The 15,663-nt window shown below is 64.7% G+C and carries 14 protein-coding genes; 10 read left to right on the top strand and 4 right to left on the bottom strand.

Annotated elements, in window-relative coordinates; genetic code table 11:
- Position 1 precedes the first annotated feature (1 nt).
- Positions 2-799: an ABC transporter ATP-binding protein gene (locus ACO06O_RS02155; protein ID WP_421875802.1), complete on the top strand. Its 798-nt coding sequence runs from the start codon at positions 2-4 to the stop codon at positions 797-799.
- Positions 796-1,998 carry a phenylacetate--CoA ligase family protein gene (locus tag ACO06O_RS02150; protein WP_421875799.1) on the top strand — a complete coding sequence of 401 codons (1,203 nt, stop codon included), beginning with the start codon at positions 796-798 and terminating at the stop codon, positions 1,996-1,998. Before ACO06O_RS02155 ends, ACO06O_RS02150 begins: the two co-directional genes overlap by 4 nt.
- 1 nt (position 1,999) lies before the next feature.
- Here the strand turns inward: ACO06O_RS02150 and ACO06O_RS02145 are convergent, their stop codons facing one another.
- Positions 2,000-3,178 carry a CaiB/BaiF CoA transferase family protein gene (locus tag ACO06O_RS02145; RefSeq protein WP_421875797.1) on the bottom strand — a complete coding sequence of 393 codons (1,179 nt, stop codon included), beginning with the start codon at positions 3,176-3,178 and terminating at the stop codon, positions 2,000-2,002.
- The gene (locus ACO06O_RS02140; protein ID WP_421875795.1) at positions 3,165-3,782 is read right to left on the bottom strand and encodes a TetR/AcrR family transcriptional regulator; all 618 of its coding nucleotides are present in this window, start codon (positions 3,780-3,782) and stop codon (positions 3,165-3,167) included. Before ACO06O_RS02140 ends, ACO06O_RS02145 begins: the two co-directional genes overlap by 14 nt.
- Positions 3,783-3,879: 97 nt before the next feature.
- Here ACO06O_RS02140 and ACO06O_RS02135 point away from each other — a divergent pair, with 97 nt between their 5' ends.
- The 5 genes from ACO06O_RS02135 to ACO06O_RS02115 are packed head-to-tail and all read left to right on the top strand — an operon-like array spanning position 3,880 to position 9,560.
- Positions 3,880-5,481, top strand: coding sequence for an acyl-CoA carboxylase subunit beta (locus tag ACO06O_RS02135; protein ID WP_421875793.1), 1,602 nt, complete (start codon positions 3,880-3,882; stop codon positions 5,479-5,481).
- A 4-nt stretch (positions 5,482-5,485) separates the two neighbouring features.
- The gene (locus tag ACO06O_RS02130) at positions 5,486-7,432 is read left to right on the top strand and encodes a biotin carboxylase N-terminal domain-containing protein (protein ID WP_421875791.1); all 1,947 of its coding nucleotides are present in this window, start codon (positions 5,486-5,488) and stop codon (positions 7,430-7,432) included.
- Positions 7,432-7,896 carry a MaoC family dehydratase gene (locus ACO06O_RS02125; protein ID WP_421875789.1) on the top strand — a complete coding sequence of 155 codons (465 nt, stop codon included), beginning with the start codon at positions 7,432-7,434 and terminating at the stop codon, positions 7,894-7,896. The genes ACO06O_RS02130 and ACO06O_RS02125 overlap by 1 nt, the downstream gene beginning before the upstream one ends.
- Positions 7,896-8,657, top strand: a complete 762-nt coding sequence (locus tag ACO06O_RS02120) for an SDR family NAD(P)-dependent oxidoreductase (RefSeq protein WP_421875787.1) — start codon at positions 7,896-7,898, stop codon at positions 8,655-8,657. The genes ACO06O_RS02125 and ACO06O_RS02120 overlap by 1 nt, the downstream gene beginning before the upstream one ends.
- A gap of 33 nt (positions 8,658-8,690) precedes the next feature.
- A complete protein-coding gene (locus ACO06O_RS02115; RefSeq protein ID WP_421875785.1) occupies positions 8,691-9,560 on the top strand; it encodes an HpcH/HpaI aldolase/citrate lyase family protein in 870 nt (289 codons plus the stop codon).
- Positions 9,561-9,632: 72 nt separating this feature from the next.
- Here ACO06O_RS02115 and ACO06O_RS02110 read toward each other — a convergent pair whose 3' ends face one another.
- Positions 9,633-10,415, bottom strand: coding sequence for an inositol monophosphatase family protein (locus tag ACO06O_RS02110; RefSeq protein WP_421875784.1), 783 nt, complete (start codon positions 10,413-10,415; stop codon positions 9,633-9,635).
- Positions 10,416-10,422: 7 nt separating this feature from the next.
- Complete coding sequence (locus ACO06O_RS02105; RefSeq protein ID WP_421875782.1) at positions 10,423-11,190, bottom strand: DeoR/GlpR family DNA-binding transcription regulator; 768 nt, start codon at positions 11,188-11,190, stop codon at positions 10,423-10,425.
- Between the two features lie 264 nt (positions 11,191-11,454).
- Between ACO06O_RS02105 and ACO06O_RS02100 the strand changes: the two genes are divergently transcribed.
- The 3 genes from ACO06O_RS02100 (at position 11,455) to ACO06O_RS02090 (ending at position 15,647) form a co-directional block, all read left to right on the top strand.
- Positions 11,455-12,408 (top strand): ABC transporter substrate-binding protein, encoded by a 954-nt coding sequence (locus ACO06O_RS02100; protein ID WP_421875780.1) that lies wholly within the window; start codon positions 11,455-11,457, stop codon positions 12,406-12,408.
- 204 nt (positions 12,409-12,612) lie between these two features.
- Positions 12,613-13,647: a quaternary amine ABC transporter ATP-binding protein gene (locus tag ACO06O_RS02095; RefSeq protein ID WP_421875777.1), complete on the top strand. Its 1,035-nt coding sequence runs from the start codon at positions 12,613-12,615 to the stop codon at positions 13,645-13,647.
- The gene (locus tag ACO06O_RS02090) at positions 13,644-15,647 is read left to right on the top strand and encodes an ABC transporter permease (RefSeq protein ID WP_421875775.1); all 2,004 of its coding nucleotides are present in this window, start codon (positions 13,644-13,646) and stop codon (positions 15,645-15,647) included. The genes ACO06O_RS02095 and ACO06O_RS02090 overlap by 4 nt, the downstream gene beginning before the upstream one ends.
- Positions 15,648-15,663: the final 16 nt, after the last annotated feature.

Here is a 15,663-nt window from a genome sequence, read left to right as displayed (position 1 = left end):
CATGTTCCTTACCCTCGCCAACGTGGATGTCGTCTATAACGGCGTGATCCAGGTTTTGCGCTCGACGAATATCGAGGTTCGCGAGGGCCAGATGGTGGTTCTTCTCGGCGCCAACGGCGCCGGGAAGACGACCACGCTGAAGGCGATCTCGTCCCTGCTGCATGCCGAACTTGGCGAAGTCACCGCCGGGCGGATCACCTACAAGGGCAAGGACATCGCCAATGCGGACCCGTCCGACACGGTGCGCGACGGCATCGTGCAGGTGCTGGAGGGCCGCCGCGTCCTGGGGCACCTGACGGTACTTCAGAATTTGATGGTCGGCGCCCATCTGCGGTCCGACCGGGCGGCGGTGAAGACGGATCTGGAGCGGGTCTATGACTATTTCCCGGCCCTGCCGCCGCTGCTGAACCGAACGGCCGGCTATCTGTCGGGCGGCGAGATGCAGATGGTGCTGATCGGGCGCGCCCTGATGGCGAGGCCGGAATTGCTGATCCTCGACGAGCCGTCCATGGGTCTGGCGCCGATCCTGGTGCAACAATTGTTTGAGACCATCGGGCGGATCAAGCGCGAGGAAGGGCTGACGGTTCTTCTCGTCGAACAGAATGCCCGCGCCGCCATCGCCCAATGCGACTATGGCTATATCATGGAGGGCGGGCGCATCGTGCTGCACGGCGACCGCGAACAGCTCCAGGGCAATCAGGACGTTCAGGAATTCTATCTCGGCATGTCGGGCGCGGCGGACCGGCCGAGCTATCGCGACGTCAAACATTACCGCCGCCGCAAGAGGTGGCTGGGATGACCCGGGCGCAATCCGATACAAGGCTTGCTCGCCTCGCGCAGGTTGCCGGGGATGCGGCCCGCCATGCCCCGGCCTTCGCCGCGCGGCTGCGGGAGGCCGGTCTTTCGCCTGCCGATCTGGCGCCACCGGACGGACTGGACCGGTTGCCGGTTCTGAAAAAGGAACGGCTGATGGCGCTGCAGGCGGCGGATCCGCCCTTCGCCGGCTTCCTGTCCTGTCCGATTGAGGATGTGGACCATATCTACGTCTCGCCGGGGCCGATCTTCGAGCCCGTTCTGAAAGGGCCGGGGCGCGGCTGCGGCTTCGATCTGATGTTCCGCGCGGCGGGGATCGGGCCGGGCGACATCGCGCTGAACACCTGGAACTATCACCTCGTCCCGGCCGGTCTGCTGTTCGGCCAGGGCGCGCGGGACGCCGGGGCCAGCGTCATCCCGTCGGGACCGGGGCAGACGGACCTTCAGGTCCAGCTCATGGCGCGTGCCGGGGTGACGGCCTTTCTCGGCTCCACCGCCTATTTCGAAACGGTCGCCAACGCTTTTGCGGAAAGCCATGGCGGCACCAAGGGCGTCTGGTCCCTGACCCGCGCCTTCCTGGGCGGGGAGCCGGGCGACTGGTACGGCAAGCGCCGGCGGCTTGAGGCCGCGCACGGTATCACGACACATGGCTGTTACGGCACCGCCGATGTCGGTCTGGTCGGATTCGAGGAAGACGACCGTCCCGGCTATTCGGTCCATCCCGAGCGGCTGGTCCAAATCTGCGATCCGGAAACCGGCAGGGCCCTGGAACCGGGTGTCCCTGGGGAGATTGTCGTCTCCACCCTGGCGCGGGGCTGGCCGATGATCCGCTTCGGCACGGGCGATCTGGCGCGGGCGGAGACCCTGGCAGCGGATGGTTTCGTGTCGCGCCTGGGCCCGGTCGAAGGGCGCGTCGGTGCCGGCGTGAAGGTGCGGGAAATCTTCATCTATCCGGCCCATCTGGGCGCGCTCGCCGCGCGTCTCGACGGTGTCGAGGCCGTGCGCGCGCGGATCACGCGCCAGGCGGGCAAGGATCATATCGCCCTGGAATATCGCGGTACTGCCCTGCCGGATGCGCGGATCGCGGATGCGTTCCAGACGGTCACGCGTCTGCGGGCCGACACGGTCGCCCGGGCTGAAACCTTCTCCATCGAGACGGAAATCGACGATGCACGCCGGTTCTGACCTAATCGTCGCCGGAGACGACGCCGTTGCGGGTCAGGCTTTCGATCCACGCAGCATCGATGCCCCAATCCGCAAGGATGGCGGGATCGCTGCGGCTGGCCGCGGCCGCCGGGGTCGAGATGTCGCCGGGCGTGCGTTCGAAACGCGGCGCCGGGGCGGGCTGTACCACACCGTCGATCGTCCGGAAGACGTCGCGTTCGGCGTTGTGCTTATGGGTCGGCGCCTCGTCCAGCGTCAGGACCGGCGTTACGCAGCCGTCGGTGCCGTCGAACAGGGAAACCCAGTGATCGCGGGTCTGCGCAGCGAATCGGGCGGCCAGCGTTTCGGTGCAATAGGCTTCGTCTTCCGGCGCGTCGCTGCGGAAACGGGGATCGTCGGAAAGGTCGAGCTTCTGCAGCAGGACCTTGCGGAAGCCGGGTTCGATGGCGCCGACCGCAATCGGCAGACCGTCGCCGCAGGTATAGGTCCGGTAATAGTGCCGCCCGCCGTCCAGAACATTGTTCCCGGCCTGGACGTCGTGCAGGCCCATCGCCGACAGGGCGGCCAGCAGGGTGTAGAGATTGGCCGTGCCGTCGACCATGTTGGCGTCGACCACCTGACCCTTTCCGGTCGACCGGGCGTTCAGCACCGCGGCCAGACAGCCGATCACCGCGAACAGAGCCCCGCCCGCCATATCGCCGATCAGCGGCGGGATGCCGGGGGGCAGCCGGCCGTCGCGGGCGAACAGCGACAGCGCGCCCGATACGCCGATATAGTTCATGTCGTGACCGGCCATTTGGGCCATCGGACCGTCCTGGCCCCAGCCGGTGACGCGGACGAAGGACAGTGCCGGGTTCCGGGCCAGACAGGGTTCCGGGCCCAGGCCCAGCCGCTCCATCGTGCCGGGGCGATAGCCCTCCAGCACCGCGTCGGCCCCGCCGATCAGGTCCAGCACCAGATCGCGCCCGGCCGCTGCTTTCAGGTCGATCCGGACCAGCCGGCGCGAGCGATAGAAGATCGACGCTTTTTCCATGGCCGAGAAGTCGAGCGTCGGGCCGACGGCCGGATATCCGCCGGGCCGGTCGATGCGCAGGATCTCCGCGCCCATATCGGCCAGGATCATCGCGGCATAGGGTACGGGCCCGATGCCGGTCATTTCGACGATGCGAACGCCGGTCAGCGGTCCCTTACGATCCGTCACGGGCGGCTCCCTCGAACACAATGCGATAAAACTGGTTCGTCATGTCCTCCAGACTGCGGTCCGGCGGCAGGCGCCATTCCAGGGTCCAGTTCAACAGGCCGAACAGGGCCATGCGCAGGAAGTGCGGGTCGATCCCTTCGGCCAGGGACCCGGCGTCTTCCGCATCCTTCAGCAGTTGCACCCAGACCCCGTCATACTCTTCGCGTACCTTGCGTAGGCGGTGCCGGATTTCCGGCGGGACATGCGCAAAACAGCGGATATGCGCCGACGCATAGTCGCTCTGTTCGTGCAGCGTGCGCAGATGGCATTCCATCGCGATGCGCAGGCGTTCCATCGGCCCGGCATCCCGTGCCGCATCCAGCGCCGCACCGACGCTTTCCTGAACATGGACAACGCCTTCGGTCAGGATCTCCTCGACCAGGCTCTCCTTGTTGTCGAAGTGATAGTACAGGCTTCCGGCCTTCATCCCGACGGCCTTGGCGATTTCGCGCAGCGATGTCGACGAATAACCCCGTTCCACGAGAAGCCGGGCGGTGCGGTCCAGGATGGTGCGCCGGGACACATCGCGAAGCCGGGCCTTTCGGGGTGCGTCAGTCTGGGACATCGGGACTCCTCGTATCGTGGCTGGATGGCGAACGCCGCTGTCTACACCAAACGAATGTTAGGTAACAATATGTTTTCAGAAAGGATCCGTTAGGGGCATGGCGTTTCTCAACTCCCAAATCGATACGCAGTCGGAGGCGTTTCGCCAGCGCGCCGACGACTATGCCGCGCTGATCGACGACCTGGACCGGAAACTGGCCTGGGCACGAGCCGGCGGCGGCGACAAGATGATGGCACGCCATCGCGAACGCGGAAAGATTCCGGTCCGCGACCGGATCGACCTGCTGATCGACCCGGGCAGCGCCTTCCTGGAGCTGACGCCCCTGGCCGCCTGGGGCCTGTATGACGGCAAAGTGGCGGCCGCCGGGATCGTCACCGGCATTGGCCGGATTCGCGACACCGACTGCATGATCATCGCCAATGATGCCACGGTGAAGGGCGGCAGCTTCCACCGCGAGACGGTGAAGAAGCACATCCGCGCCCAGGACATCGCCGCCGAAAACCGGCTGCCGGTCGTCTATCTGGTCGATTGCGGCGGTGCCAACCTGAACCAGCTGGAAGAGGTGTTCTACGACGAGAACCATTTCGGCGGCACGTTCCACCGCCAGTGCCGTATGTCCGCGTCGGGTATTCCGCAACTGGCCGCCGTATTCGGCGAATGCACGGCGGGCGGCGCCTATATCCCGGCCCTGTGCGACGAGTTCATCATGGTAGAGGGCAACGCCTCGATCCATCTCGGCGGGCCGCCCATCGTGAAGGCGGCGATCTCGGAAATCGTCGACCGTCACGAGCTCGGCGGTGCGGTGCTGCATTCCCGGCAGAGCGGCGTGTCCGACCATATCGTGGCCGACGAATACACCGCCCTGGGCCGGATGCGCGACATGGTGGGCGCCCTGGCCTATACGAGGCTGCCGGCGGTGAACCGCATCGATCCGGTGCCGCCGGTGCACGATATTGACGACCTGCCCGGCATCGTCGGCACGCATCTGTCGCATCCATTCGATCAGCGCGAGGTGATTTCGCGCATCGTGGACGGCAGCGCGTTCCACGAGTTCAAGCCCGAATGGGGCGATACGATCTGCTGCGGCTTCGCGCGGATCGAAGGCATGGCCGTCGGCATCGTCGCCAATAACGGTGTGCTGTTCGCGGAAGCCTGCCTGAAGGCCACCCATTTCATCGAGCTGTGCGATCAGCGCGGCACGCCGCTTCTGTTCCTGCAGAATACGACCGGATTCATCGTCGGGCGCGATGCGGAGCTGGGCGGGATTTCGAAGCATTCGGCGAAGCTGGTCTATGCCATGTCGAATACCCGGGTGCCGCGGCTGACGGTCATCACCGGCAGTTCCTACGGCGCCGGCAATTACGGCATGTCCGGGCGCGGGTTCCGCCCGCATTTCCTGTTCATGTGGCCAAATGCGCGGCTGGGCGGGATGAACCCGGATGTCGGCAGCAGTGTCCTAATGGATTTGCGCATGGCCTCGATCTCGCGCGATCCGGCCAGCAAGGAGGAACTGGCCGCACATGAGGCGAAGCTGCGCGCCATGTTTGAGGAGAAATCAGACCCGTATTTCTGCACCGCGCGCCTGTTCGACGACGGGATCATCGATCCGCGCGATACGCGGCGGGTCCTGGGCCTCTGTCTTTCCGTCGTGACGGGCCGCGTCGAGGAACGCCCGTCCCGACCCGTTTACAGGATGTGATGGCATGACCGAGTTTCTGACAGCCCCCCGATCGATCCGGTCCGTCCTGATCGCCAACCGGGGCGAAATCGCCTGCCGCATCATCCGCACCTGCCGCCGGCTTGGACTGCGTTCGGTGGCGGTCTATTCCGACGCCGATGCCGGGGCGCAGCATGTCGCCCAGGCAGACGAGGCCCGGCGCATTGGCCCGTCCCCGGCCGGCGACAGCTACCTGAAGATCGATGCGATCCTGGACGCGGCGCGGGCCAGCGGCGCCGATGCCATTCATCCCGGCTACGGGTTCCTGTCCGAAAACCCGGCATTCGTGCGCGCGGTCGAGGCGGCCGGGCTGATCTTTGTCGGCCCGGATTCCCATGCGGTGGAAACCATGGGCTCGAAGATCGCCGCCCGCAGGGTCGCGCGGGAGGCCGGGGTGCCAATCGTGCCCGGTTTCGACGGCGCCGATGCAACGGATGCGGATCTGGCACAGGCGGCGGCGGAGATCGGTTACCCGGTCCTGGTCAAGGCCAGCGCGGGCGGCGGCGGGCGCGGTATGCGCCGGGCGTCGGGTCCCGACGATCTGCCGCAGGCCCTCGCTTCGGCCCGGTCGGAAGCCGCATCCGCCTTCGGGGATGCCACGGTGTTCCTGGAAAAGCTGATCCAGGACCCGCGCCATCTGGAAGTCCAGATCTTCGGCGACGGCGCCGGCGGGGTGCTGCATTTCCATGAACGGGACTGCTCAGTCCAACGCAATCATCAGAAGGTGATCGAGGAAGCGCCCGCGCCGAACCTGCCCGATGCGGTGCGCCAGGCTTTGTTCGATCACGCAACCAAGCTGGCGTCGGCGATCGGCTATGCCGGGGCGGGAACCGTGGAATTCGTCATGCAGGCGGGCGACGACAGCCCGTATTTTCTGGAAATGAACACAAGGCTGCAGGTCGAACATCCGGTGACGGAGGCTATCTGCGGCGTCGATCTGGTCGAATGGCAATTGCGTCAGGCGGCGGGCCTGCCGCTGCCGCTTCGCCAGGACCAGATCCGGCCCAAGGGGCACGCCATCGAAATCCGCATCAACGCGGAACGGCCGGAGGCCGGGTTCCTGCCCGCGACGGGAAAGGTCGCCGCGTTCGACACGCCGCCGGGTCTGCGTCTGGACACCGGGGTCGCGGCGGCCTCCGCCGTTTCCAGCCATTATGACAGCATGCTGGCGAAGCTGATCGCCCACGGGCCGGACCGCGATGCCGCGCTGGCCCGGCTGGCGGACGGGGTCGCCGGGACGGTACTGGACGGGGTCGGAAGCAATCTCGGCTTCCTCGCGGACTGCCTGAACGCGCCGGCCTTCCGCCGGGGCGAAGCGACCACCGGATTCCTTGCCGAGACATTCCCGGAAGGCTGGCAGCCCGATCCGGACCGGCTGCTGCGGCTGCGCGGACAGGCGGCGATGGTGCTGCTGACGGCATCGGGACAGGGCGCCGACCGCAAGGACGGCTTCCGGGTCGGCGGGCGCTGCATGCCCGGCCGGGCGCCGGTTCAGATCGAAGACGATTATGGCTCGGCGGAGATCGTGCTGCATTTCGACCGCGAATCGGCGGTATCCAAGGGGGAGAATACGATCCCGCTCGGCGCGCCGCCGGCGGGTTTGACCCTGCGCGACGGAACCGCCCACGCGGCCGATGGCGGCCTGTCCATCGCGATGACCCTGCGGCCCCTGGCCGAGGCGCGCATGGCGGCGCCGTCGGCAGGATCGGCGCAGGGCGTCGTTCTGGCGCCGCTGACGGGACTGATCACCGATGTGCTGGTCACAGAGGGAGAAATGGTCGCCAAGGGACAGCCGCTGCTGATCATGGAGGCAATGAAGCTGGTGCATACCCTGACCGCGCCCCATGACGGAAAGATCGCCCGCTTGACGGCGTCGGCCGGGTCCAGTGTCGCGGTGAAGACCGTACTTGTCGAAGTGGAGGAGACGGACTGATGGCTGGCCTGTGGTACGAGGAATTCGAAGAGGGCATGGTCTTTGACCATGAGTGGACACGAACCATCACAGAGACCGACAATCGCTGGTTTTCGCTTCTGACCATGAACACCCAGCCGGTCCATATCGATGCGCATGCCGCGGCCAAATCGGTCTGGGGGCGCCCCCTGGTCAATTCTCTGCTGACCTTGGGCTGTATGGTGGGAATGACGGTCAATGACACGACCTTCGGTACCACCGTCGCCAATCTGGGCATGAGCGAGGTCAAATTCCCGCACCCGCTGTTCGAGGGCGATACCATCCGCATGCGCACGACCGTGCTTGGCAAGCGCGAAAGCAAGTCGCGGCCGACGGAGGGCATCGTGACCCTGCGCCATGAATGCTTCAATCAGGATGGCGTCCTGTGTGGCGTCTGCGACCGCGCCGCCCTGATGATGAAGCGCCCGGCCGGGAACGAGAAGTGATGGCGCAACTGACCGGCCTGCGCATCCTGATCGTCGGCGGCACATCGGGGATCGGCCTTACCTCGGCACGCCGGATGCTGGCCGAAGGCGCCGGCGCGGTCACGCTGGCGGGCCGGAACGCAGCGCGCGGCGCGGCGGCGCTGGACGCCTTGGACAATCGCGCCGCCAGCTTCGTGCAGGGCGACGCGGGTAAGCCGGGCGACGCGGATCGTATCGTCGCCGAGGCGGCGGATCGCATGGGCGGTATCGACGTCTTGCTGTCCTGTGCCGGGGGCGATCCGATGCCGCGCCTGCTGAAGGACATTCCGACGGCGGAACTGATGGCCGATGTGACCAACACGCTGGCGCCCGTGATCACGCCCTGCCGGGCGGTCTATCCCGTCATGGCGACGGCGGGCGGCGGGGCGATCCTGTGCGTGGCCTCCGATGCAGGGAAGATCGCGACGCCGGGCGAGGTCGCTATCGGCGCGGCAATGGGCGGCATCGCCATGTTCTGTCGCGCCATGGCCATCGAGGCCAAACGCCAGAAGATCCGGGTGAACTGCCTGACCCCATCCGTCGTGCGCGACACACCGCTCTACGAGACGCTGATGGCGAATCCCTTTGCCCGCAAACTGTTCTCCAAGGCGGAGAGCATGGCCGATCTGGGCGTCGTCGAATCCGAAGATCTGGCAGCGCTGGCGGTCTTCCTGGCTAGCCCCGCCGCGTCCCGGATCACCGGTCAGACCATCTCCGTGACCGGCGGCATTTCAGCCTTATAGTGAGGCGGTAATCGGCAGATGACGGAGCAAGCCGTGTCTATCCTGAGCTATCTTTTCGTGCCGGGCGACAGTGCCCGCAAGATGGAAAAGGCGCTGGAAAGCGGCGCCGGCGCATTGATCCTCGATCTGGAAGACGCGGTCGGGCCGGACGCCAAGGGCGCGGCCCGGGAACTGGTTGCGGCGTTTCTTGGGAAACCGGCGCCGATGCCCCGTCTGGTGCGGGTCAACGCCTTGGATACCGGCTTGACCGAGGCCGATGTCGCCGCCACGGCGGGTGCGGGACCGGCGGGCTATGTCCTGCCGAAGGCGGAGGGCCGTGACGATATCGAGGCCCTGTCGCGCCTGATGGACCGGCACGGCGTGGCGGCGGAATGCGGCATTCTGGTCATCGCGACGGAGACGGTTCGGGCTGTCCGAGGGCTGCTGGGTCAGGACTGGTCCCATCCCCGTCTGACCGGTATGGCCTGGGGCGGCGAGGACCTGGCCGCCGATCTCGGCGCGACTGCGAACAGGGGGCCGGATGGTCACTATCACTCGCCCTTCCGCTTCGCCCGCGACGCCATGCTGTTCGCCGCAAAATCCGCCGGCGTGGCCGCGATCGATTCCGTCTTCACCGATTTCCGGGACGAGGCCGGTCTGGCCGCCGAGGCACAGACCGCTGCGGCCTGCGGTTTTGACGGCAAGCTGGCCATCCACCCGGCGCAGGTCGCCCCGATCCACCATGCCTACACCCCGACCGATGCCCAGATCGACTGGGCGCGCAGGGTCGTTTCGGCGATGGCGCAGGCCGGGGACGGCGTCGCGCGCCTGGACGGCAAGATGCTCGACCGGCCGCATTTGAAACAGGCGCAGGCGATCCTGAAACGGGCCGAGGCCACGGACGATGGCAGCCGGTCAGGTTGATCGGTGCGCCTTCGATGTATCGGTCAGCATGCCAGAATAGGTCCGGTCCTCGCCCCGATTACGGCCGCTCGATCAGACAGAATTTTTGAAGAGGGCGACCATTTCCGCATGGAGTTCCGCCGTCGCCGCAGCGATGACGCGGCCGTCCGAATGCAGGGTGAGCGGCGCCCCGGACCAATCGGTGATGACACCGCCGGCGCCTTCGATGACGCCGACAAGAGGCAGATAGTCATAGGGCTGAAGGTTGCAGTCCACGACCGCGTCGACCCAGCCTGCGGCAAGCTGGGCATAGGGATAGCAATCATTGGATGGCCGCAGGTAGCGCGCCCGGCTGGTCAGTTCCGAGACCAGTTGCGGGTGCGTCGTGAACAGACTCGGCAGTTCGTTGCAGGAGACGAAGGCGGCGTGAAGGTTCTGCGTCTCGCGGCAGGAAATGACCGCGCCATTCATGACCGAGTGACCGTTGACCGCCCCGGCAAAGTCTTCACCCAGCGCGGGCATGCCAATCGTGCCGACGATCGGACGTCCCTGATGCAGCAGGCCCAGAAGCGTCCCAAACAGGGGCATGCCGGAAATGAAGGACTTGGTTCCGTCGACCGGGTCGACGATCCAGACATATTCCGCGTCGGGATTGTCCGCTCCGAACTCCTCGCCGATCACCCCATGGTCCGGGAATCGCCGTTTGATTTCCGCCCTCAGGGCTTTCTCCGTCTCCCGGTCGCCAACGGTGACGGGGCTCTCGTCTTCCTTGTCGCTGACCTGCAGCGCGGTTCGGAAATATCGCAGCGCCGGTTCTTTCGCGGCATGCAGAATTTCCAGACTGACTTTCAGAAGGTCGTCACGCGACAGGGACATGGACCGGTTACTCCGACATATCGGGGGCGGGGACGTCGCTGGCGATCTCGACGGCGACATTTGCCTGTTTCAGGAAATCCTGCAGGTCCGTAGGCGGGGCGGCGTCGGTGATCAGCAGGTCGACATCCTCGGGCGGCGCAATCCGGATCGGCGCCAGCCCTCCGAACTTGCTGGAATCGGCGGCGACCAGAACATGGTTCGACCGTCGCATGATCTCGCGCGAAAATTCGGCCTCCTGCATGTCGAAAAGCATGAAACCTGTCGTGGCGTCGATGGCGGCCGCGGACAGGATGGCGTGCTGGACGTTGAACTGCCGTACGAAATTTATCGCCTCCCGGCCGAAGGCGCCCGCATCATGCGGCCGAAGCTCACCCCCCGCCATGAACACGCGGTTGTTGTTCCGCGTCGCCAGGCTCTGGGCGACCGCAATGGAGTTTGTGACCACGAACAGGTCATGGTGATTGCGCAGGGCGCGGGCGACAAAGGCCGTGGTCGAGCCGATATCCAGAATCAGCGAATCCCCGTTTCGGATCCGGGCAGCCACCGCCCCCGCCACCCGGCGCTTCGCATCCGGATTGACGTTCATCCGCTGACTGAAAGTCGGTTCCTGAACGGCTTCGGCCAGGTAGACCCCGCCATGAACCTTCCGGACGATGCCCTGTTCGGCCAGACTTCGGACATTTCGGCGGATGGTTTCCTCGGACACGTCCAGCCGTCGGGCCAGGTCCTGGATCCGGCAGGAACCGAGGATTTTCAGTTCCTCGAGTATTTCCATTTCTCGGTGCGTTGAATGAACCGTCAAAGGGCGCTCTCCGAAATTTCAGGATTTCCTGAAGCTGCCTTGTGGCGACCGGAATATCCGGAACACGATCCTGATTAGCAATATCGAACCACAAAAACACACAAAAAGTCACATCGTTTGTTGACATTTGTGTGTTTCTCTCAAAAAATTCCCGCCTGTAACGCATAACAATGACGGTCCATCGTTGCCGATAGTCGGCGGCCATGGCTTGAACCGACGGAACAGGAACTGGGATCAATGAATAGAAGCAGACTATTGGGGACGGCCTTCGCGGTCGTCGCAAGCATCGGTCTAGCGACCGCTGCTCAGGCCGAAGTGGAGTCCAAGGACCCGATCAAGCTGACCCTGCATGACTGGACGGGTCAGCTGGTCACGACGAAGATCATGGGATCCGTCCTCCAGAATGCCGGCTACAATGTCGAATATGTCCAGGCGGACTACATCGCGCAGTTTGCGGGGCTGAAGACCGGTGACCTTCATGTCGCGATGGAGATGTGGGAAACCACGGGCCGCGAGGCGATGGATGAGGCCACGGCCACGGGTAAGGTCGAAAATCTTGGCGAGACCGGCATGCTGGCGGTCGAGGAATGGTGGTATCCCTCCTACATGAAGGAACTCTGCCCCGGCCTGCCGAACTGGGAGGCCCTGAACGATTGTGCGGAGGTCTTCTCAACGCCGGAAACCGCGCCGATGGGCCGCTATCTGGGCGCGCCGGTGACCTGGGGCGGGTTCGACGACGAACGCGTCGAGGCACTGGAACTGGATTATGAAGTCGTCCACGCGGGGACCGATGCGGCGCTGTTCGCCGAACTGGAATCCGCCTATCAGCGCAAGGCGCCGATCCTGCTTTGGGTCTATGCGCCGCACTGGGCGCAGATCAAGTATGAGGGCGAGTGGATCGAGTTCCCGGAATACACGGCCGAGTGTTACAATGACCCGTCCTGGGGCAGCAACGAGGACATGGCCTATGACTGCGGCAAGCCGCGCGGCCCGATCTGGAAAGTTGCCTGGGCCGGCGTGAAGGACAAGTGGCCGGGCGCGCACGCCGCGATCAAGAACTTCACGATCTCCAATGACGAAATGGCGGGCATGATCGCCCAGATCGACCTTGAAGGGCGTGATCTGGACGCGGTCGTTGCCGATTGGGTCAAGGCCAATGAGGCGACCTGGAAGGGTTGGATCGGCCAGTAAGGTGTGATGTCTCCTTGCCCGGCCGTCGTTGTCTGAGTTTCGATGGCGACGGCCGGTGCCTTTCTTCGCCGGTACCTTTCTTCGAGAGCTGTTTAGAGCGTCTCTGTATAATCGGAACTGTCTGAAACGTTGCTGCCCGGCGCGCAGGATCACGGCTGCGCGGGCTCCGGGTACCATATCGCCGTCTCGGCATACGGGGTCGTCATGGAACATTCGCCGGTCAAGCTCGCCTGCCACAATGTCTGGAAGCTTTTTGGCAATGGTGCCGAACGCGTGATGGCACAGACCCGGGGCAATCCCGGGATGGCCGAGATCGAGCAGGCCGGTCTGATCGGGGCGGTCCGAAACGCCAATCTGGAAATTCGCGAAGGCGAGATCTTCGTCATCATGGGCCTGTCCGGTTCCGGAAAGTCGACCCTGGTGCGGTGCCTGTCGCGGCTGATCGAGCCGACAGCGGGGGAGATCCTCTTCGACGGCCGCGACCTTCTGCGGGCCGACGAACGCGAGATGATCGACATTCGCCGTCACAAGATGGGCATGGTGTTTCAGCATTTTGCGCTGCTGCCCCATCTCACGGTCCTGCAGAATGTGGCCTTTCCTCTCGATGTTCAGGGGATTTCGAGGGTGGAGCGCGAGAAGGCGGCCCATGAGGTCATCGAACTGGTCGGCCTGAAAGGACGCGAATCCTATTATCCGCGGGAATTGTCCGGCGGTCAGCAGCAGCGGGTGGGCATCGCGCGCTCCCTGGCGGTCAATCCCGAGCTATGGTTCCTCGATGAGCCGTTTTCGGCCCTTGATCCGCTGATCCGGAGAGAGATGCAGGACGAGTTTCTGCGGCTGCAGAACCTGCTGCGCAAAACCATCGTCTTCATCACGCATGACTTCGACGAAGCGATCCGACTGGCCGACCGGATCGCCATCATGAAGGACGGAGAGGTCATCCAGATCGCGTCGCCGGAGGAACTGGTCCTCAACCCGGCGACAGACTATGTCGCCGAGTTCACGCGGCACATCCCGCGCGCCAAGGTTCTGACCGCCGGGTCCCTGGCCCGGGACGGGGAACCGAAAGGCGCGATCGCCGGTGCCGTCAAAGCCTCCGACCGGATCGAGGACATTGCCGATCGCGTGGAGTCCGCCGACGGTCCCATGGCCGTCGAAGACGGCGACGGCAGTCGGATCGGCTATATCGAGCGTCAGCAGGTGATCGACGTCCTTGTCGGTCGGGTGCCGGCAAAATGATCGCGCTCGGGCCCTATAGCATTTCCAGAAAGGCGGCCTTCTGGCTTGTCGTTTTCGCCACCTCGATACTGCTGGGGCACTACGGCAAGGATCTGGCGGCCGCCCTGGATGCAAAATGGCTGATCAAGTTTCCGCGGGATCTGACTTTCCCCATCAAGGACGACATCAGCCGTTTCATGGCCTGGTTGGTTGAGGATGCGGGATTCGGCCTCTTCAGCTTCGTCGACCTGACCCGCGGAATCGCCTGGCTGATCGAGGTGCCCTATACGTTCATGCGCGGCCTCCTGATCGACGGTCTCGTATTCGGGGTCGGCAACGAGGCGGTCCAGATACTGCCGCCGCTCAGCTGGGTCGCCGTGATTACCGTTGTCGTTGCAATCGGTCGGTGGGCCGGCAGCTGGATTCTGGCCGGCTTCGTCGGCGCCTGCTTCCTCTACCTCGCGGCATTCGGGGAATGGGAAAGCGCGATGATCACGCTGGCCTCCATTCTGATCGCGGTCCCTTTCGGGGTCGCGGGCGGTCTCGGACTTGGCGTGGCGGGCTTCAAGTGGCGCTGGCTGGACCGTATTCTGACGCCGATCCTCGACCTGATGCAGACCGTCCCGGTCTTCGCCTATCTGGTGCCGATCCTGTTTCTCTTCGGGTTCGGCCCGGTTTCCGCGCTGGTCGCCACGGTGATCTATGCCATGCCGCCGATGGTCCGGGTCACGACACTGGCGTTGCGGGCCGTCCCGGCGGAGATCGACGAATTCAGCCGAATGACCGGCTGCACGGAGCGGCAGCGACTTTGGCGCGTCCTGATCCCGACGGCGCTTCCGGGCCTCATGGTCGGCGTGAACCAGGTCATCATGCTGTCGCTGAACATGGTCATCATTGCCTCCATGATCGGGGCAGGGGGCCTTGGCTACGATGTCCTGACATCCCTGCGGCGGTTGGATATTGGCGGCGGGCTGGAATCCGGCGTTGCGATCGTGGTGCTGGCCATCGCCCTGGACCGGTTGAGCCAGGCCATGGTCAGCCGCGCATCGCCCGCCCATAGCGAGGACAGCCGGGGATTCCTGAAACGCCACCCCTGGCTGACGACCTGCGTCGTGGTGATCGTGGGAACGGGGCTGCTGGGTCTGATCGCGCCCGCGGTCCAGAACTATCCGGAAGCGGCCCAGATCACGACCGGAAAGATCTGGGAGGACCTGGTCGGCTGGTTGAACGTCAACTTCTTCGATCAGATCGAAGCGGTGAAGACCTTTGCCCTGATCCACTTCATGGTTCCGGTCAAAAGGCTTCTGCTCGAACTGCCCTGGCCCTGGGTTCTGTTCATCCTCACTCTGGCGGGGTGGCAGCTGGGCGGCCTTCGCCTCGCCTGCCTGTGCTTTGCGCTGACCGCCTTCATCCTGAGCAACGGTCTTTGGGCGAAGGCGATGATCACTGTCTATCTTTGCGGCGTTTCCGTCGTCATCGCCTGTCTGATCGGCATTCCGCTGGGAATCCTCTCCGCCCAGAACGACCGCGCAAATCGCGTTGTTCAGGCCGGGATCGACACGCTTCAGACGCTGCCCAGTTTCGTCTATCTGATACCCGTGGTGATGCTGTTCCGGGTCGGCGATTTCTCGGCGATGATTGCCGTGATCCTCTATGCCCTGGCACCGGCGGTCCGTTATGCCTCGCACGGTATCCGTTCGATTCCGCCGGAACTTCTGGAGGCCGGGATCGTGTCCGGATGCACGCGGCGCCAATTGCTGACCCGAATCAAGCTGCCGCTGGCCATGCCGGAAATCATGCTGGGCATCAATCAGACCATCATGCTGGCCCTGTCGATGCTGGTGATCACGGCCCTGGTCGGTACGCGGGACCTGGGCCAGGAAGTCTATATCGCACTGACCAAGGCGGATACCGGGCGCGGCGTCGTGGCGGGCCTGTCCGTTGCCTTCATTGCCATCATTGCCGACCGGCTGATCTCCGCCGGTGCTGTCCGGGCCCGGAAACGGCTGGGGCTGAACTGAGATGCAGGGGGACCGA

It is taken from the genome of Pacificispira sp. (assembly GCF_965228185.1).
Classification (GTDB): domain Bacteria; phylum Pseudomonadota; class Alphaproteobacteria; order UBA8366; family Aestuariispiraceae; genus Pacificispira.
The sequence above is the reverse complement of the archived record's forward strand: the minus strand, read 5'-3'. Positions and strand labels throughout refer to the sequence as shown.